This is a genomic window from Vibrio sp. AK197, assembly GCF_053903115.1.
The window spans coordinates 657,590-677,337 of sequence record NZ_CP096429.1; the positions used below are offsets into that span (position 1 = coordinate 657,590).

16 protein-coding genes are annotated in these 19,748 nt (G+C 43.0%); 8 read left to right on the forward strand and 8 right to left on the reverse strand.

Going from position 1 to position 19,748, the window contains the following annotated elements:
- Window positions 1-41 precede the first annotated feature (41 nt).
- Together M1D72_RS03050 and M1D72_RS03055 are read right to left on the reverse strand one after the other, a co-directional pair.
- On the reverse strand, window positions 42-515 hold the full coding sequence (locus tag M1D72_RS03050) for an FKBP-type peptidyl-prolyl cis-trans isomerase (protein WP_456295522.1): 474 nt from the start codon (window positions 513-515) through the stop codon (window positions 42-44).
- A gap of 15 nt (window positions 516-530) precedes the next feature.
- Window positions 531-1,157, reverse strand: a complete 627-nt coding sequence (locus M1D72_RS03055; RefSeq protein ID WP_456295523.1) for a DsbA family protein — start codon at window positions 1,155-1,157, stop codon at window positions 531-533.
- Between the two features lie 211 nt (window positions 1,158-1,368).
- Here M1D72_RS03055 and M1D72_RS03060 point away from each other — a divergent pair, with 211 nt between their 5' ends.
- Entirely contained in the window at window positions 1,369-2,013 is a 645-nt protein-coding gene (locus M1D72_RS03060) for an OmpA family protein (RefSeq protein WP_390195615.1), read from the forward strand.
- 124 nt (window positions 2,014-2,137) lie between these two features.
- On the opposite strand, the gene M1D72_RS03065 is transcribed toward M1D72_RS03060, so the two are convergent.
- The 3 genes from M1D72_RS03065 to M1D72_RS03075 all read right to left on the reverse strand — a co-directional run bounded on the left by M1D72_RS03065 (window position 2,138) and on the right by M1D72_RS03075 (window position 5,874).
- Complete coding sequence (locus M1D72_RS03065; RefSeq protein ID WP_390195612.1) at window positions 2,138-2,548, reverse strand: VF530 family protein; 411 nt, start codon at window positions 2,546-2,548, stop codon at window positions 2,138-2,140.
- 291 nt (window positions 2,549-2,839) lie between these two features.
- Entirely contained in the window at window positions 2,840-5,260 is a 2,421-nt protein-coding gene (locus M1D72_RS03070; RefSeq protein ID WP_456295524.1) for a flavocytochrome c, read from the reverse strand.
- A 5-nt stretch (window positions 5,261-5,265) separates the two neighbouring features.
- Window positions 5,266-5,874 (reverse strand): NADPH-dependent FMN reductase, encoded by a 609-nt coding sequence (locus tag M1D72_RS03075; protein WP_456295525.1) that lies wholly within the window; start codon window positions 5,872-5,874, stop codon window positions 5,266-5,268.
- A 150-nt stretch (window positions 5,875-6,024) separates the two neighbouring features.
- Here M1D72_RS03075 and M1D72_RS03080 point away from each other — a divergent pair, with 150 nt between their 5' ends.
- From M1D72_RS03080 to M1D72_RS03095, 4 genes are all read left to right on the forward strand, one after another.
- Complete coding sequence (locus M1D72_RS03080) at window positions 6,025-6,954, forward strand: LysR substrate-binding domain-containing protein (RefSeq protein ID WP_456295526.1); 930 nt, start codon at window positions 6,025-6,027, stop codon at window positions 6,952-6,954.
- On the forward strand, window positions 6,951-7,904 hold the full coding sequence (locus tag M1D72_RS03085) for an FAD:protein FMN transferase (RefSeq protein ID WP_456295527.1): 954 nt from the start codon (window positions 6,951-6,953) through the stop codon (window positions 7,902-7,904). The genes M1D72_RS03080 and M1D72_RS03085 overlap by 4 nt, the downstream gene beginning before the upstream one ends.
- A 174-nt stretch (window positions 7,905-8,078) precedes the next feature.
- Entirely contained in the window at window positions 8,079-8,393 is a 315-nt protein-coding gene (locus M1D72_RS03090; RefSeq protein ID WP_456295528.1) for a DMT family transporter, read from the forward strand.
- Window positions 8,394-8,546: 153 nt separating this feature from the next.
- A complete protein-coding gene (locus M1D72_RS03095; RefSeq protein ID WP_456295529.1) occupies window positions 8,547-10,166 on the forward strand; it encodes a PAS domain-containing sensor histidine kinase in 1,620 nt (539 codons plus the stop codon).
- Between the two features lie 33 nt (window positions 10,167-10,199).
- Here the strand turns inward: M1D72_RS03095 and M1D72_RS03100 are convergent, their stop codons facing one another.
- From M1D72_RS03100 to melR, 3 genes are all read right to left on the reverse strand, one after another.
- A complete protein-coding gene (locus tag M1D72_RS03100; RefSeq protein WP_456295530.1) occupies window positions 10,200-11,762 on the reverse strand; it encodes an HD domain-containing phosphohydrolase in 1,563 nt (520 codons plus the stop codon).
- A gap of 265 nt (window positions 11,763-12,027) precedes the next feature.
- Window positions 12,028-13,185: an iron-containing alcohol dehydrogenase gene (locus M1D72_RS03105; RefSeq protein ID WP_456295594.1), complete on the reverse strand. Its 1,158-nt coding sequence runs from the start codon at window positions 13,183-13,185 to the stop codon at window positions 12,028-12,030.
- 139 nt (window positions 13,186-13,324) lie between these two features.
- A complete protein-coding gene (gene melR / locus M1D72_RS03110; protein WP_456295531.1) occupies window positions 13,325-14,218 on the reverse strand; it encodes a transcriptional regulator MelR in 894 nt (297 codons plus the stop codon).
- Between the two features lie 291 nt (window positions 14,219-14,509).
- Between melR and M1D72_RS03115 the strand changes: the two genes are divergently transcribed.
- From M1D72_RS03115 to M1D72_RS03125, 3 genes are all read left to right on the forward strand, one after another.
- The gene (locus M1D72_RS03115) at window positions 14,510-16,627 is read left to right on the forward strand and encodes an alpha-galactosidase (RefSeq protein WP_456295532.1); all 2,118 of its coding nucleotides are present in this window, start codon (window positions 14,510-14,512) and stop codon (window positions 16,625-16,627) included.
- A gap of 88 nt (window positions 16,628-16,715) precedes the next feature.
- Window positions 16,716-18,089, forward strand: coding sequence for a melibiose:sodium transporter MelB (gene melB, locus M1D72_RS03120; RefSeq protein WP_390195583.1), 1,374 nt, complete (start codon window positions 16,716-16,718; stop codon window positions 18,087-18,089).
- 204 nt (window positions 18,090-18,293) lie between these two features.
- The gene (locus tag M1D72_RS03125; protein ID WP_456295533.1) at window positions 18,294-19,412 is read left to right on the forward strand and encodes a carbohydrate porin; all 1,119 of its coding nucleotides are present in this window, start codon (window positions 18,294-18,296) and stop codon (window positions 19,410-19,412) included.
- Window positions 19,413-19,748: the final 336 nt, after the last annotated feature.

Genomic DNA, 19,748 nt, shown 5'->3' on the forward strand with positions numbered 1-19,748 from the left:
ACTAAGGAGTGGCTCTTTTTTTGGCATCGATAAAGCGCTGTTTATTGAATCTCAAGTAATTCGACATCGAAAATCAGTGTCGCACCGGGTGGAATTGGTCCAGTGCCTTTTTTGCCATAAGCAAGATTACTTGGAATGAAAAGGCGAAACTTATCACCCACCACCATATGAGTTAAGCCTTCTTGCCAGCCTTTGATCACTTGACCCAGACCAAAGGTGATTGGCTCACCTCGCTCAACGGAGCTGTCGAATACTGTGCCATCCAGCAGGGTTCCGTGATAATGCACTTTAACGCGATTTTTGGTGGTTGGGTGCACGTCGCCTTGGCCTTTTTCCAGTACCAAGTACTGCAGCCCACTCGGTGTGGTGACGACCCCTTCTTTCGCGGTATTTTCAGTGAGAAACGCTTGTCCTTGAGCGAAGTTTTCTTCGGACTCTTTGCCTGTTGACCAAGTGCGGTAGATAAAAAAGCCTGCGAGCACCAAGATAACAATAGGGAAGATAATCTTAGACATGGTGTGTTCCGTTAATTATTGTGGATTGAGTAAGTAATTGATGGCGTGGGCTAACTGTTTCACGTTGTCATGCCCCTCCGTCAGAATTTGATACTTGCCAGCAACGATAAAGGTTGGCACTGCTTGAATATTACCTTGCTGTGTGATTTTTTCAGCGGTTTTGACGTAATTCATCAAGTTTTTTTGCTGCGCAAGGCTTAATTGAGCGGGGGGAATCAGCCCGTGGTTCGTGAATACGTTGGCTATCGCGGCTTGCTTTTCTTGTTGGGACTTGTCGTTGCCAAGTTGCACTGCGGCAAAGAGCTCGCTCATCATTTCGTCATTGGGCTTGTGATTGAGCTGCATGACAGCGCTGTAGTAAATCGCCGCTGCGCTCTTAGCGCCGTGGTTAAACGTGACATGAATTTTACCTATTTTTTGCTCGGTGAGGGATTCAAGCTCGGGCAACACACTTTCCATATTTCGACAATGGCTGCATGTCAGTGAAAAGATCTCGGTGACGGGCTGAATACGAAAGGTAGCTAAGTTCGTTGTCAATGTTTGGTACTGCTCTCCTTCTTGAGGTATATCGTTATTATTGCAACCAAAGAGCAGAGTGGAAGCCGAGACGACCAGTAATAGCAGGCGACGTGTTTTGTTCATGAGAATAATATCTTGATTTAAAAAAGAACCCGTATTCTAACGACTGAAAATTCAAAGGAGAACACAGCCAGTTGCAAATCTTTTGTGAATATTTGTGTCATGGCTGACTTAAAAATTTGCGATATAAAACAGCAGAAGACGTTAATCTTTACTAAAGAACTCTTAAAGGTGACCGATACAGTGTTTGTCATAGTTAATTTGCGGTGAGAGCATGAGATTTGCCAGTCTTTTCTTAGTATTAATGTTATCAGGGTGTGTATCACTACCGTCTGATCTCAATTTACTTGGTGAGCGTAATCTTTTGGACGTTGCGCCCAAAGATGAATACGCCTTAATGCACCCTGAATGGGGCGTGAAAGAGAAGCCTGCTGCGGTTTACGTTGGCACCGCAACTAATAATCGGACAGCGTCTACCTCTCGCTCCTCAATGAAGCGAGAAAACTATGACTCGCTGGAAAGCTTTTTGATGAGCAACGGCATCGATTATGAAGTCCTACCGGGTAACCATGTGATGGTTAAGGTAAAGGATATGATTCGTTTTAATACGGGATCTGCAAGGGTATCCCCTGATTCTGCCCGTTGGTTGCAGCGTGTTGGGCGTTATATTGCTACTCAGCAAGGTATTGATATCGTAATTAATGGTCATACCGATAATACGGGCACACCGATGTTTAACGACAAACTGTCAGAACGACGTGCTGACGCCGTGAAAAACACCCTGTTAAGCAGCGCCGTGACGCGCGAAGCTATCTACACGCGTGGTTTTGGTGAATATGTCCCAGAATGCAGTAATCAAACTCGCAACGGCAAAGCCTGTAATCGCCGCGTTGAGGTGATGTTTATCGTTTCAAATTAACCTGATTGATATGACGCAGCCAGGAAGGCCGACGAATGTCGGCTTTTTTGTATCACAAGAACGCCTCACGCTGACTTAGTAGGTCAAGCCAACGTTCTGTTCTCTAGAAAGGAGAGTAAAGATCTTAGCGTCGATGACGCGGACGAGATGATCGCTCTTTATGCGCTGCCGCCGCTTTAGCTTGTGATTTCAAAATGGAATCGACCGTTAATTCCATCGGCTCTTTCGGCTTTAAACCATGTGGAAAAGTACGAGCACGCGGAGGTAAATCATACTCTTCGCTTGACGCTCGGGGCATACGCTTAAACCGGTATAAATAGAAGTTTTCCAATTTTTCTCGTGCCCAGTCGGTTTTTTTCAAATACTTAACACTGCTCGCAACCGATGGGTTGGTGTGAAAACAGTTAAAGCGCATCGCCGCATCGAGAATGTCCCAACCATAAAAATCAGCAAGCTCTTCGACTAATGTTTCTAACTTAAGGCCATGTAACGGATTGTTTTGTTGCAATTCGATTCTTTCTTCATCTGTCATCATAACGTGTTCCTAAGTCTTTAAACGAGGTATGTCGGTGGTACTTTCCTTGCTTTACTAGGCATTCAAATAGAGCCATAAAGCTAGGAAGGGAAGGGAGTCTAGCAGAGTTATAGGGCTTTCCCTAGTCACAATTTCCAATGTCAATCAAAAGAGATCATAGAACAGGATCTTTCATTCGCGTGGATGGCAGCGACTTTGTTTCAAGGATTAGATAATAAAAAAGAGGCTAACCCATGTGAGGAAGCCTCTGTAATTATGGTGTGGCATTAAGTAAAACTTAATGTGGCAGACTTAGTTCATTTCCTGAATGGCCGTTTGACCTGCAATCCGACCAAAGGTAAAGATATCTGCCAGGGCGTTCCCCCCAAGGCGGTTACCAGCATGGATGCCGCCAGCGACTTCACCGGCTGCGTACAAGTTTTTGATTGGCTGGTTATTCTCGTCCAATACTCGCGTGGCGGTATCGATCTTAAGTCCACCCATTGTGTGGTGAACGGCGGGTTGTCTCGGCGTTGCGTAGAACGGCGCTTTTTCCACTTTCAAGCTGAACGTATCTTTATGAAACTCTGGGTCTAACCCTGCATCCACATAGCGATTGTAGTTATCGATGGTCTCTTTCAGTACCGCGGGTTCCATCCCCACTTTAACCGCCAATTCTTCAAGGGTATCCGCTCTGAACACAGTGCCAGCTTCCACTTGACGATCAATTTTTTCCTGACTGGTGTTGGCGGCGGTTTTCTTGATTTCATCATCGGCAATCAGATAGAAAAGGCCACCTTCAGCCAAAGCCGCTTTGGTTAATACGTCGCGTCCGGCAAACTCATTCACGAAACGTTTTCCTTGCTTATTCACAATCACGAAGTTTTCGGGTGGGACTTGCAGGCCACTAAACAGTTCACCGGTATTTGGGTCAGCAACTGGCATCATCTGGGTAAAGCCCATGCCTGTTAATCCAGCGCCGACGGATTGACCTAGAACGATACCATCGCCCGTCATGGCATAAGAGTTGGTCGTCTTGATGTCGTCTGCAATGTTACTCCAGTATGTATTGTACTGTTTGAGCATTTTGGTATTGGCGCCAAAACCGCCACTGGCAAGTACAACAGCGTTGGCATGGATGGTAATGGTTTGGCCATTTGCACCCGTAGCGATAATCCCTTTGATCTCGCCATTTTCGACAAGGAACTCTTTCGCAGGGCTATCAGTTAGAATGGTGCCTGACATTTCCTCAATATATTGGCTGAGCGCAAGAATAAACGCAGTGCCGTATTTCTTGATAGGTTTGTGCCCACGACGCCATAAGGCGCCAACTGGCGCAAACACCACGGATTTATCGTATTCGACCCCAATTTTCTCAAGCCATTGAACACTTTCCAATGCGTTATCGGTTAAGATTTTAACCAGATCGTACTGACCATAGATGCTGTTCCCATGGAGATCACTACGTTTACCACCAAAGTAAGTCTGCATACGGTGAAGCAGAGGAGAATCAAATAGGTAGCCTTTATTCTCGCCAAACTGCTGTTGATAAGCGGCAAATTCTTGCTTCAATGCTCTAAAGTCTGCAAGGTATTCTTGGTGGATTTCGCTTTCATCGGTGTTAACTAAGCTTTCAATGGTATGTCTTTCTCCCGGGTTTTCTTCAAAAGAACGTTGCCACTCAGGATCTGCAGCATTGATTGGGCCGCCGGTACGAATGGTATTACCACCTACTGCAGGGAATTTCTCAACAACAATAGCACTCTTGCCTTGCTGTAATACGGTTGCAGCTGCACTTAAACCAGCACCGCCACCGCCAATCACAACCACATCACAATGGTATTCTTCATCATCACGGTTCAAGCTGCTTGCCGGTTTCGGGCGGCGTTTTAAGATATCGGGATTAACACCTGCGAGTTTTACGGCTTTAGCGACACCATCAATAACCGCATTACTTGTTTCTGAAGCGCCGGATAATGCATCGACATTGAGGGTTTGACCTTCGATTATCTTGTCTGGAATGCGAACAAACACCACGTCCGCCAGGCCTTCTGTCTCGCCTCCGGTATCAATATCAATGCGTTCAATTTTTTTATCGCTGAACGCGACTTTCATGGGCAGAGCGCCGCCGTGACCCAATGCGCTAACTTCATAAACGCCGGGTTGGAATGAAAAATCTTCTTCTTCGTTGAGCTGATTTGAGATCTTAGCGAAACGCATAAATCGTAAGAAGCATATTTCTAGGAAATCAATGGTGCCTTCATTGCTTAACTGCCCATTGTCATCAAAAGCGTTATGTGCATTGCCAAGTAGGAACTCGTAACCCGGCATCACATTCGCATTGACCCCTGGAGCATCCAAGATTTGGCGTAGATGTAATTGAGCTCGTGAAGAACCTTGCGAGTCGATGGAAGCGCCTAAAATCATGACGGGTTTACCATCTAAGGGATGAAGCTCATAGCTTAGCCATTCGAGTACACTTTTGAGGCTGGAAGGAATCGAGTGGTTATATTCTGGTGTGGCGATAATCACCCCATCACTAGCGATGATTTTTTCATTAATTTCTAACAGAGCAGGGTGGTTTGAGGGGTTATCTTGATTAAACATTGGAACCTCATTGATTTCCAATAGTTCAATCTCTGCTTTGTGTTTAAAGTGCGCTTGCATGAACTCAAGAAGCGTACGGTTATGGGAGTTTGGAGACGTGGTGCCGACGATTGCAGTAAATTTCATAGTGGTTATGCCTCCTGAGTTTGCCATACGTATTTTTTGGCTTTTTTAGTCGTGGTTTTTTCTGATAACAATTTTGTAATAAGTTGAGTGAATAACATGAATTCTCTAAAAATCTCATCGAGTTCGGTAAGCTTATCCTCGTCGATTAAACGACCGGTAGCATCAAACGCTGCCTGTGATTTTCCAAGCAAGAATTCGCTACTTGGCATGATTCGCGCTGCTAATTCGGGTGAGTCTAGAATTTGGCGAAGATGCGCTTGAGCGCGAGACGAACCCAAGGCTCCATGGGACGCTCCGACAATTAACACAGGCTTGTCTGTGAGTGCTTGACTAGTGTAGCTGATCCATTCTAAGGCGCTTTTTAATGCTGCAGTAATCGCGTGATCATACTCAGGGGTGGCAATAATGACGCCATCGGCTTGACGAATTTGCTCAGAAACCGCTTCGACTTGTTGAGGAACCTGATCATCTTTCGCCTCGTAGAACGCAGGAAGATCTTTGATTTCACACAGTTCTATTTGTGCTTCTTGCTTGAAATGCTCTTTCATGAACTGCAGTAACATGCGGTTTGTTGACACATTGGAATTGGTGCCAACAATTGCTAAGTATCTCATATTAGAGGTTTTCCTATATCTTTAAATAGCCATAAATAAATTCTGGTTATTGTTTTATCACAGTCTGTAAAGGCTGGCTAATAGCTATCTATTTATGCTTTATAAGTAATTTGTTATAGTTCGAGTTTGGGCGGGGTTCAGAGAGAAAACATGTCAAAATACAAGAGTCAAAATCCCTTATGCTATATCGATGCTTTGCTTAAATTCAGTAATTACAGTAAGGCTGCTGAATCTCTGTATATTTCTCAGCCTTACCTGACGCAAGTGATTAAACGCATTGAAACTGAGCTGAATTGCCAGATAATCAATCGTAGCGAGTTGCCATATCGATTAACTGAGCCCGGTAAGGTTTACTACGATTACCTCGGCTCATTGGAAACCGCGTATTCCAATATGCGCCGAGCAGTCGATGCCATCACTGACAGCGGAAAAACGACTCTCAAAATTGGTATTTTATCCAGTATCGGTACTTACCTTATTCCACTGTTTCTTCCAAAATTTATGGCGCGTTATCCGGACTGCCAAATCGAACTGGTGGAAGACATCCCAGAAAACAATGAAAAAAGGTTGCTAAAAGGCGAAGTGGATTTTTGGATAGGACAGAATTCCAGCAGTATAGCGCCAACACTGTGTGTTAAGTCATGGGGAAAACATGGATACTATGCGGTGATTCCACGTACCTGCGAACTTTACCAGCCAGAGACGGCTGTACTGAAAGAGAACAGTATCGGTATAGAAGCGTTGCTGAAACAGGATTTGGTGCTGACGTCAAAAGGCTCTGCGATTCGAATGCAGATTGATCACTTGCTCGGGATATACAAATTAAAAGCCAACATTGTGGTGGAGAGCTGCGAAATTGCCACGGTCAAAAGCCTAGCGATGGCTGGCATAGGTGTGACTTTCGTGCCTGAAAGTTTGACGTTGGCACCATGTCCTGAGCAGTACAATATTTATGAACTGCCAATTAACCAGTTAAACTTGGATTATTTTATTGCTCACAATAGCCACCGAGTGTTGTCAGAGGTTGATAAAGGTCTGATTGATTCATTTTGGCGGGATGATGAGATTGGAGCAGAATGATGTCTCAAGAAATGTGGATGACCGAAGCTCATAAAACGATTGAGCTCATGGGCACTAAGATTCGTCTTTCCTTTAAAGGTCAGTTCGCCGATAGATGGGTGTCAGAGGCGTGTACGATGTTAAAGCGTTATGAGCAAGTATTTAGCGCCAATAACGCCTTTTCACCTTTGTCTGCTTTGACCCACTCTGCTGTCAAGGCGCCAGTTGTTATCGATTCTGAGTTGTACGAATTAATTAAGATTGGGAAAGCGCACAGCCTTGCTCCGAATAGCTTTTTAAACATCGCGATAGGCCCTTTGATCAAGCTCTGGCGAGTGGGCTTTGACGAAGCCAGAGTTCCGAGCCAGAGTGAAATTGACTCGGTACTCGCGTGTTTAGATCCAGCAGATATTATCTTAGACGATGAGCATCAATCGGTTTTTTTCGCTAAACCGGGTGTTGAAATCGACTTGGGTGCCATTGCCAAAGGGTATTTCAGTGACAAAATTATGGATTTCTTCAAGCAAAAAAATCCGCTTTCCGCGATGATTGATATCGGCGGTAATCTGCTGGTCTATGGTGAGTCTCCCAAACATAGCCTAGATTGGGATGTCGGGATACAAAACCCTTTCTTGCCCAGAGGTCATAGTGTTGCCAAAGTTAAAATCACAAATCAGTCGGTTGTAACGTCGGGCATTTACGAAAGAACGTTTGAGTACAATGGCAATCAATACCATCACATCTTTGATAGTCAAACGGGGTACCCTGTTGAAAACAACGTGGCATCTTTAACCGTTATCTCGAAGACATCCTTGGACTGTGATATATACACCACTAAGCTATTTGGAATGCCTCCCAAACGCATTTTAGATAGCGTCAATGGAATAGAGGGTATTGAAGCAGTGGTGATTACCGTCGATGGTCAACTTGCCGCTTCGACGAATCTAAGGGACAAAATTACGTTAGCGTAACTTAACTTGTATTGTGTTGTTAATAAGGGCCGAGCGATTCAACCTCATTGGGGAGCGTCGCCTATTTTATTTTCATTCGTGACTGGTTAAAATATCATTTCACTAACTCCATAAGGACGACCTTATGGGGTCACATCTGTTTTAGGGGACGACCCCATAACGAGGTAATCGTATATGGCGTGGTTCATTTTATTTCTTGCAGGCTTAAGTGAAATTGCTTGGGCTGTAGGGCTTAAATATACACAAGGGTTTACCAAACCGTTTGTGTCCTTCCTTACTGTTTTTTTCCTCTTTCTCAGCATCGGCTTGCTTGGTCTATCGATGAAAAGTTTACCCATGAGCTTAGCGTATAGCGTTTGGGTCGTCATCGGTATGCTTGGGACAGTTTTCTCTGGTGTATTGCTGTTTGGAGACGCGCTGAGTGTCACCAAGTTGGTCAGTATCCTATTGATTGTGTGTGGTGTTATTGGCCTAAAGATCTCAAGCTAGCTTTTTAGTGTCTAGGGCACCGTGAACGCTTTGCACTCTGTACTTTTGCCGATGTCTAACAACCTAGCATTTTTGAGTGGAATTATCAGCGTTCTTTGCTAATTTCTTTAATAGATACGTTATTTCAACGTGTTGCATGGACTCGGATGGCAAATGAAGCAGATAGATACGCAAGCAAGCGGTTTTGAAACCGTATTTAGGCATTCCAAGGATGGTTTAGCACTTTTTAAGGATGGCGTTTTTGTGGATTGTAACCAGTCCATGCTGGACTTGGTTGGACTCGAAAAGAAAGAGCACTTGGTTGGCCGAACGCCTTTTGATTTCTCACCGGAATATCAGTTCGATGGTAGGTTGTCGGTAGAGAAGGGAATGGAATACATCAACCAATGTTATGAAGAAGGGAGTGTGCGTTTCGAATGGATTCATAAAAAATCTAATGGCGAACCCTTTTGGAGTGAAGTCATCATTACGCGAATGAACCTTGAAGGTGAGGTGGTTGTGCATGCCAATTGGCGTGATATTAGTGAGAAAAAAGACCTTGAGCTGAAACTGGCCGAGCAAAAAGAGATTTTTGAAACCCTATTTAATGAGTCGATGGATGGGTTAAGCATCTTTGATGGTCAAAAATACACCGATTGCAACAAGGCGTTTTTAAGCATGTTTGGTTTTGAGCGTAAAGAGCAAGTCATTGGTTTGCATCCCAAAGATATCTCTCCTCACTTTCAAGCAGACGGAACCCCCTCTAAAGATGCTGCAAAAGCGTTAATTATGGACTCGTTAGACAAAGGGAGTGCGAGATTTGAATGGGTGCACAAGAAAACCGATGGTACAGAGTTTTGGACCGAAGTGATTATTACCAAAGTGACGCTCAATGGCGTGGATTCGATTTATGCAGTGATTCGCGATATTTCTGAGAAGAAAAGTTTGGAACTCAAACTGTATCATCGTAATGCTGAGCTGGATCAGTCAAACACTAACCTTGAGCATATGCTCGAAAACCTAAAGCAAACCCAAGACAAACTGGTCGAATCAGAAAAGATGGCCAGTTTGGGTTCGCTAGTGGCAGGGGTCGCTCATGAAATCAATACTCCTGTCGGGGTCGGGTTAATGGGGATTAGCCAGTTTATCGACGAAATTAGTGCAATCCGTAAGCGCTATCAAAACGGGGAGCTTGATGAAGCGCTGTTTGAAAGCTTTTTAAATAGTGCCACTGAGCTGTCTGATATCGTCAATAAAAACTTGGAGAGAACGGCGCAGTTAATCAGAGGCTTTAAACAGATTGCTGTCGACCAAACCAGTGAAGAAGATCGAGCGATTAATTTCAAAGAATATATTGATGAGGTTATATTTAGTTTAAGTTCAGTGACCCGAAAAGCGAATGCTCATATCGAGTTAGATTGCGCCAATCATTACAATGTCGTCGCAAATCCCGGGTTAATTTCTCAAGTCCTCACGAATTTGATCGTCAATTCGATTTATCATGGCTTTAGTGAAAAGTCGGATGGAAGGATCACTATTGCGGTAAGAGAACAGAGTGACACTCGCTTTACTCTCACATATCAGGATGATGGTAAAGGCATTAATAAAGAAAACCTTCCTCGTATCTTCGATCCATTCTTTACCACTAACCGTGTGAATGGAGGGACGGGGCTTGGTTTGAATGTGACTTACAACATAGTGACAAACGCACTGGGTGGCACGATTGAGTGCCGTAGTATTGAAGGGCAAGGTGTGGAATTTAAATTAGTATTCAACGTAAAAGAGAGGGTTTGACCCCTCTCTATGTTGAATGTTTTAGAGGTTAGGCTATTCATCATCTGGGTAAATCGCCCTTAGCGCCATAATGTTGTCAAAATGGTCAACCGCAATGTCGCAGATTTCCGGATCAAAATGACGCCCCCGTTCTTCTTTAAGGAGAGCAAGAATTTGTTGTGGCGGCCAAGGCTCTTTGTATGAGCGGCGTGCGGCTAACGCGTCGATTACATCTGCGATGGCCATGATTCTGCCTTCGATAGGAATTTCTTTGCCTTTAAGACCGGAGGGGTAGCCAGAACCATCCCATTTTTCATGGTGATATAAAGCGATGCGAGCACCAATTTGAGGAAGAGCGCGTTTGGAGTTGCACAGTAGGTCATAGCCTACTTGGGCGTGTGTTTTTATGACTTCCCACTCATCACCGTCCAATTTGCCTGGTTTGTGCAAAATACGCTCTGGTACTGCTATCTTTCCGATGTCATGCATTGGTGTTGCATGTTTGACAAGCTGGACGAAGTGCTCGTCTAAACCTAAACGCTGGGCTAAAAACTCACAGATGAGCGAAACTCGGCGAACATGTGACCCCGTCTCTTTACTGCGCTTCTCGATCGCCTCACCAAGAATGTACATTAGTTCCTGCTGAGTTCGTTCAATATCTTCAAGGCGAGTGAGATTTTCAAAGATAATAGAAACTTTAGTTAGCAACACATTGAGTAGACGGCGTGTGAGTGACGTGGTGGGATGAGCAAGGCTTACCAAGGAGACACATGAACTGGTTTCAGAAAGCTGAGTAAAGTTACACAGCCTATCGTCCTGCTCAACATTACTATGGTTGGATATCGCTTGGCTCATTGTCTTTTTAACCGAGTCTGGGTAAATGTCGTGCTCAAGGTGAGTATCGATGTGATAGCGCGAGCCATCATACGCGAGTTGGATCTGTTCTTCATTGCCCAAGGCATTGATTAAGTGATAGTGAAGGTAAAAGGCCCCCGTTTCCTGCCCGAGCAGATCGTTCGCTTCTTTGAAGACTCGAATGCAAAACTCTTCACTATTGGCAGATTGCAGCACGCGAGTGGTGGCACTGACCACATCTTCAAGCCCTTTTTGCCCATGCTGAACTTCGAGAATATCTCGGTATGAGCGAATCGCGGCATAAATCGTGGTTTTTAAGCGGGTGGAATTCAGCTCGGCCTTATTTTTGTAATCGTTAATGTCGTAATCACGTATCACATCTTCTTCAGGCGCTTCGCCAGGTTGCCCTGTACGCAGCACGAGTCGAGTCGTTGTGTTTTTATTACTTTCCCGTATCCATTTCACAAGATCGAGCCCGGCATGATCGTCTTCCATAACCACATCGACAAGCGCTATCGCTATGTCTGAGTGTTGTTCAAAGAGGTCTTTGGCTTCTTGAGCCGAATGGGCCTTCAAAAATTCGAGCGGGCGACTGTCGACCAGTACACGCTTTAAAACCATCTCTGAAATTGAAATAACATCATCTTCATCATCTATGAGCGCGACTTTCCATGGGGTAAGCGCTTCGTCTAGCTTAATGTCTGTTACTTTAGCTTGTGCTGATTTAGGGACTGATTTCTTTGAAAACAGGGGGTTTGCCATTGAGTGCACCTAACCGTCGATGATTCCAATTTATCGCTATATAAACTATAGGAGGACGATTAAAGAGTTGCCACATTCATTAGCCAAAATTCGGCCAATTTCGGTTTAATCATTGTTAGTGAAATCTTCTCTTTGTTCAGAGAGATAGCGAGAAAGACTCGCCCTAATAAGCATCGATGAGGGGAAGTTGGCTTAAAATGTCACTCAATACAAAAACACCCAAGATAGACTAACCGGCAGGCGTGTATCTTGGGCGCGAATACGCTTATAAAGCGAGTGTTAAAATTTCCGCTGCGTCTTGCGGGGTAATATCTTGATGTTCGCCAATCGCAAGGTGCCCGTGTTCAATGAGTTTTTCTTTAACCGCAGGGATAGCATCAGCGCTTAGATTGTACGCTGCTAATGTCACCGGATTACCCATTTGGATAAAGAAATCCTCGGTTTTCTTGATGGCTTGCGCCACTTTCTCATCGTCTGTACCGGCAGTGATATTCAGCACTCGCTCAGCATATTGCAGCAGCTTGTGTTTCTTTTGCGCTTTTTTGTAGCGCCACAGTGCAGGCATAACTATCGCGAGAGTCTGCGCATGGTCGAGCCCATATAAGGCGGTCAGTTCGTGACCGATTGCATGAGTGGCCCAGTCCGTTGGTACACCATTTTTGAGCGTTCCATTCAGCGCCATGGTGGCGGTCCACATTAAGTTGGCGCGCACATCGTAATCTTCGGCCTTAGTGAGCGCCTCAGGTCCATCTTCTAATAGATTAAGCAATAGGCTTTCTGCAAAGCGGTCTGACACTTTAGCGTTGACCGGGTAGGTCATGTATTGCTCCATGATATGAACGAAGCTGTCGACAACGCCGTTCGCGATTTGTCTTGGTGGAAGCGAATACGTTGTTTCTGGGTCAAGAATAGAGAAGGCAGGGCGAACCAGATCAGAGCCGAAAGACAATTTGTCTTGTGTGGCGGCACGTGTCACGACACTGTTTCGATTCATCTCAGAGCCGGTTGCAGGTAATGTTAGCACGCAGCCTAAAGGCAAAGCTCGAGTGACACACCCTCCACCTGTCGTGATGATGTCCCAGTAATCGCCTTCATAACAGGCGGCTGCAGCGATAAACTTACTGCCATCAATCACAGAGCCTCCGCCCACCGCAAGAATCACGTCGATATTTTGCTGTTTTGCGATCTCAACGGCTTTGATTAGGGTCTCATAGTGTGGATTAGGTTCAATGCCACCAAATTCGACAACAGTGCATTCGCTAAGCGCTTCGATGACTTGGTCATAAACGCCATTATTCTTGATGCTGCCGCCGCCATAAGTGAGCAAAACGCGGCTGTTCGCTGCAATTTCTTCTTTGAGAGTCGCTATTTGCCCTTTACCAAAGTGCGCTTTAGTTGGGTTAAAATAGGTAAAGTTATTCATGTGAATTCCTGAAAGCTGACGAAGTGGGTGTTTAAGTAGGCTACCAATTAATGCCATTCATTCCTATGCGAAACCGCTCATTTATCAAGTCGGTATAAGGTTCTTTGTAATCGATATGCTTCAAAGAGATGCGAGTTATTCACATGGTTTGATCGCGAAATTCCTGAGGTGTAATACCGACGTGTTTTTTAAACGCAGCAAAAAAAGAACCTGGATGCTTGAAGCCGCTGTCGTTAGTTATATTTTTTATAGGGTTTCTCGTATTACTCAGCAATACTTTTGCATGATTAATTCGCATGATGATTAGATACTGTTTTATCGAGACACCGAGCATGTTTTTAAATAATCCCATCGCATATTTGGGGTGGAGTTTTACATGAGCCGCAATGTCATCAACTTTAATATCTTTATTATGATTTTTGGCAATGTAGTCTAACATCAACTGGACGTTCTTATAACCAGTATCACTTGGGTGGCGAGATGAGCCATTACGAAGGAAACTAAACATTTCCACCTTGTAGTCGAATGAACAGAGACGTCGCAACATTAAGCAAACTTCATCACTGACTATTCGGTTTCGCACGCTATTTTCATTGTGATAGCAACTAAGCCAGCGATTACTTTCAGCAAGACTGACAACCCCATCGGTTGAGGATGTAATGACTCCACCGTGCATAACTTGTTGCATGAACTCCTGTGGTAATACCCAACCCAGAAAAGCGCTCAAGGGGATATTGATAATACCCACCATAGCATCCTCACTGACTTTGCTTACTCGATGCGGTGTCACTGCCCAGAATACGGCCATCTCTCCGGCCGTGATTTGGACCTTGGCATTATTAATTGCATATTCGAGAGTGCCTTTGTGAAGCACATTAATCTCAATTTGTTGATGCCAATGATATTCGGCCATATAAAAAGGTTTGCGTTGTTCAAAACTCAACTCTGTCTCGACGTCGAGTAATGGTGCAAAACGCAGGTCATTGACTAAATAGTTGACGTTTTCAGACTGAAACACTTTCAAATTATTCATGCTCATTTATCCCTAAAGCATTTTCATTGTGCCAAAAAGTAAGCTTTATGTTTCAGCCTATCAGATAGTATTTCGTTAATATGTGATCGATCTTTGCTTTAGCCTTTGTAGTAAAAGAAATCATAGAAGCAGATTTTCACGACAACAAGGATAAGGGTTTCAGCTTTTTATCTTAAGAATCTGAAAAAGTAAGGTTCGGTGACTTGAGCTTTTATCTCGATTTGATGACAAAACAAGAGTCGTTTAATTTGATTACACGTTAATCGTTGGTCATATGTCGAGTAAGATGTCATGAAAGAAAAAACACTGTTCCAGTTAAATGGCACATCATCTCAGCTGGTTGTTGAGGTCGGTGATTTTGCAGAAATTCTCCATTGGGGTAAGAAAATCTCTGGAAGCTTAGAAAGTTTCCGTCAGTCTTTGTATCGTCCAATTCCCCATGGACGTTTAGATAACGATGTTGCCATGACGACATTGCCTGAATTAGGTCGTGGTGTCTTTAGTAGCCCTGGCTTAGAAGGCCATCGTGATGGTCATCATTGGGCACCTGTCTTCTTCCTAAAAAACGTCGAGAAAAGTGGCGATATTCTGAGCCTTACTAGCGAAGATCAACGGGCCGGATTAAGTTTGCTAACTGAGATTTGTCTTGATGAATTTGATGTCGTGAAAACACGCCACACTTTAATCAATACCAAGTCAGGCAAATACTTTGTCAATCGCTTCGCAAACTCGATGCCATTACCCGCAAGAACCACTGAGTTGATGACATTTCATGGACGCTGGGCAAGAGAGTTCCAAACTCAACGTCAGCCGTTACTTCACAATGGTTATCAACAAGAGAATAGACGTGGTCGTACATCCCATGAACACTATCCCGCTATGGTTTGCGGAACGGCTAATTTTAGTGAGATTCAGGGAGAGGTTTGGGGATTTCATTTTGCTTGGAGTGGTAATCATCGACTTCGCGCTGATGTGAAAACGGACGGTCGTCGAATGATGCAAGCTGAAGTGATTTATTTTCCTGGAGAGATTTCGCTTGAAAAAGGGGAAAGCATATCTACACCATGGTTGTATGCCAGTTATAGCGAAAACGGCCTTAATCAAATGAGCCATCATTTTCATGATCATGTAAGGGAATCGGTTCTGGCTGATGATTTTAAAAATAAGCCCCGCCCTGTACACCTAAATACATGGGAAGGCATTTATTTTGATCACGAACCTGAATATATCATGGAAATGGCTTCGCAAGCGGCTGAGTTAGGTGTTGAGCGCTTTATTATTGATGATGGCTGGTTTAAAGGTCGGAATGATGATTCGGCAGCGCTTGGTGATTGGTTTTTAGACGAACGTAAATATCCAAAGGGTCTGTTGCCAATTGTCGAGCATGTCAATCAGTTGGGGATGGAGTTTGGGCTATGGTTTGAGCCCGAAATGATCAATAAAAACTCGGATTTATACCGTGCGCATCCCGACTGGTTACTTGCTGTTGATGGTTATGAACAGCCCACAGGTCGACATCAGTATGTTATTGATTTACAGAATGATGATGCCTTCAACTTCTTATATGAGCGATTGGATTATTTCCTAAGCGCTTACAATATTGGTTATATAAAGTGGGATATGAATCGAGAAATTGTTCAGCCTGCGCACGATGGCGTGGCGTCTGGGTGTAAACAGACAGAACGTTATTATCAATTAGTCGACAAGATCAGAGCGAAGTTTCCTCATGTGAGTATTGAGTCTTGTGCTGGTGGTGGTGGTCGCATTGATTACGAGATCTTAAAACGCACGGACCGTTTTTGGGCTTCGGATAATAATGATGCGCTAGAACGGCAAGGGATCCAAAGAGGAATGAGCTATTTCTTCCCGCCAGAAGTCATGGGGAGCCATATTGGTGCAGACAAATGTCATTGTACGCGCCGCCGTCATAGTATTGAGTTCCGTGGGGTCACAGCAATGTTTGGCCATATGGGAATTGAGCTTGATCCGGTTAAAGAAGATGGCGAGGAAAAAGCGCATTTTGCTCGTTATGTTGCACTGCACAAACAATTAAGATCGCTTTTACACACAGGAACAATGTGGCGCACCCCAACGGATGATCCAGCACATCAGGTGTTGTCGGTGGTTTCAGAGGATCAATCACAAGCCGTTGTTATGGTTACACAGAGTGCAATGCCAACACACTCTTTGAGCGGTAACCTTCGAATCCTTGGGCTAGATAGTAATTCGACGTATCGAATTTATATTCTCGATAAACCGAAAAACTATAACGATATTGTGGTTTTTCAACCGACGTGGAGCAAAGAAGGATGTGAATTGAGTGGTGAATGGTGTAAGGAAGTGGGATTAAGTATGCCGATATTAGACCCGGAAACGGCAATATTAATTAAAGCTGAAAAAATCAGTTAACTGCCCATTTTAATAAAGGAAGGCAGGACTGGTTGTTCATAATGTGCCATCGATATATGTATATCGATGGCAAACATGGGGTAGTAACATGTCTAGTAAATTAACCATAAAAACCAAAGCGTCCTACGGGCTTGCAGCATTGGGTAAAGACTTTGCTTGTGCGCCAATTTATATATTTCTAATGTTTTATTTTACCGATGTCGCTGGCATTTCGGCAGGTTTTATAGGGACCATATTTCTCGCAGCGAGAGTCATTGATGCGGTGACGGACCCGATAATGGGAATGATCGTGGATAACACGCGCTCGAGGTTTGGAAAGTTTCGCCCTTGGATTGTTATTGGGACACTTCTAAACTCCGTGGTGCTTATTGCTTTGTTCCGAACTCATACCTTTGAAGGCACACCTCTCTATATATATGCAGCGGCTGCTTATATTTTATGGGGATTAACGTATACCATAATGGATATTCCATTTTGGTCTATGATACCTGCGCTATCCAGTTCCCGTCAGGAAAGAGAGAAACTTGTTGTTTGGCCGCGTATTTTTGCCAGTATGGCTTGGTTTGTCACGGGGACTTATGGTTTAACGATAATCAAAAAGTTGGGAAATGGCGATCAAGGTGAAGGTTTTTCGAATCTTGCATTGTTAGTGGCGGTCTTATTTATTATGAGTGCTTTTTTGGTGGCGAGAAATGTTAAAGAGAATACTACTGTTGACCAAAAAACAGCGAGATTTAACTTAAAAGATGTTGTTTATATTTTAAAGTCTAATGATCAATTAAAAGCCTTAATTAGCTCTGTGTTGACCTTTCAAATTGCGAATATGATTGTAGGTGGATTTGCCATTTACTATTTTACTTACGCATTGAATAAAGTGGAGTTATTTTCTATCTACATGATGGTTTCAGGGATATCAGAAGTTGCTGGGGTATTTTTATTGCCTCGCATCGCAAGAATAATTCCGCGAAAAAATTTATGGTTATTTGCGATGAGCTTTCCAATCCTATCAAGTTTATCCCTATTGGTTATGTGCACGTATTTTCCGGGCAGTGTCTTTTTAGTCGCGCTATCAGGTGGGGCAATTAAATTTGGCGTAGGATTAACAAACGCACTTCAAACTGTCATGCTAGCGGATGTTGTCGACTATGGTGAATATAAGACAGGACATCGTAGTGAAAGTGTTATTTTTTCCGTGCAAACAATGTTAGTGAAGTTTGCCGGAGCTGCTGGCGGGTTTGTTGTTGGTGTCGGGTTATCATTAGTCGGATATATTCCAAATGCAGTTCAAACTACAGAAACTATCTCTGGATTAGAGTTTATGATGATATGGCTACCCACATTATTAATGTTAGCAAGTATTATTATATATAAAAAATTCTATAGACTGCACAATGGGTTTGATAAAAATAAAGTTGAAGAAACGATGTTAAGATATGGTTTTAAGTCTATACGAGCGATGTGATAAGTGAATGTGGAATTATTAAATTAGGTACCTTTATAACCAAAGGAGGTGAAAATAACTCAAAAATTCTATTTTAAGTTTATAATTAACTATCTACTTCGATAACTTTATCCAAATAACGAAATAATGGCCTTTGACATAAGGGCAAGGTTTTTATTATCTAAATTTTATTAACTAATAAAAAATAATACTATAGGTAAAATTATGAATAGAGCACATAAATTATTTTTAGGTTCTGCCACTGTACTATTTTCATTATCAGCAAACGCGGGTATCAGTATCATTGACAATGAACGAGGTAACTTTGCTATTGCTGGTAATGTTGAGTTAAATTTTAACTATCGAGATCGAGAGTCAAATGTTTCAGGCGACCAAGAGTTTAACCAAGATGGGCGGGTACTTATTGAATTTGCGGGGGAAAAATACTCCAATCATGACTATTTTGTTGGTGTCAAAGCTCAACCCCTATTTGAAAGTACGGGTAATGTTGTATTAGATGATGCCTACTTTGAGTTTGGTAAAAAAGATGAGTGGGCAGTTAAAGCTGGTCGTTTTGAAGCTGCTGACATGTTTCCTGTTGGCTTGGATGTATTTCTAGAGTACTCGGGCGATACTGCTAACGATCTTTACACTGATGGTTGGGCTTATACTTACCAAATGAAAGAAGCCCGTGGCCGCGGAGCGGATGGTCAATTAATGTATCACCAAACTTTTGACAATTTGTACATCGAAGTGGGTTCAATGATGGGGGACCGATCTAACTTATTTAGAGACGGTATTGATGGAAGTTATCACGGCCATGAGATTGATAAAAGCAAAGATTCATTTTTAATTCGTCCTCTTATTGCTTACTCTTTGGGGCAGTTCCGCTTCTCTGCTGCAATGGAATCCAATTTGGTTTCCAATTCGGTCGTTGCCAATGGAGTAGATATTTCACAGCGCACTGGTTATGGACTCACTGGTAACTGGTCTAATGATAATTGGTCAATTAATGTTAATGTCGCCTATTTAGATGCCGTAGATGAGACGAATTTTAGTTCTGGCATAAATATGGTTTGGGATAACGTTGGTATCGGCTATGTCTATGCAGATAATGAATACAATAATAAAGAGTTGTCAGGCTGGGTTGATGGTAACGTCGAAGTTGCAACAATCTACGCTTCGTATGCATTTAGGGATACTCTGGATATTAAGGACTTTTCCATCCTTTTAGGTTCGTATTACACGGCTATTTCCAGTAAGTTAACTCAGTCATTACCGAATGAATATTTTAAAGAAGATGACGATTATGGAATGCGAGTTCGACTCTATTACGCGTTTTAACCTTACTTAGATGTATGTAAATTTAAGTCATCGTTGAATTTTACAGGTCAATGATGGCTTATTCATTTTCATTTTTACGCATGGGCATGTTTTTCTATATAGATTGTTATCGTATTAAATGATTTTTTATCATAAATATTTTATTACTCATTATTAACTACTATGCATATAATGTTTAAACGTACTCATTGATATTAGTAAATATACTCCATCTCTAAACCGACACACCCGTATGTGAAAATGGATATCTTCGTTATAAACGTTTATAGATGAGGTTTAAGTACGTACTAATTTTACTTTAAAAATCTTTGGGGTTATTCGATTTTTTATTTATAA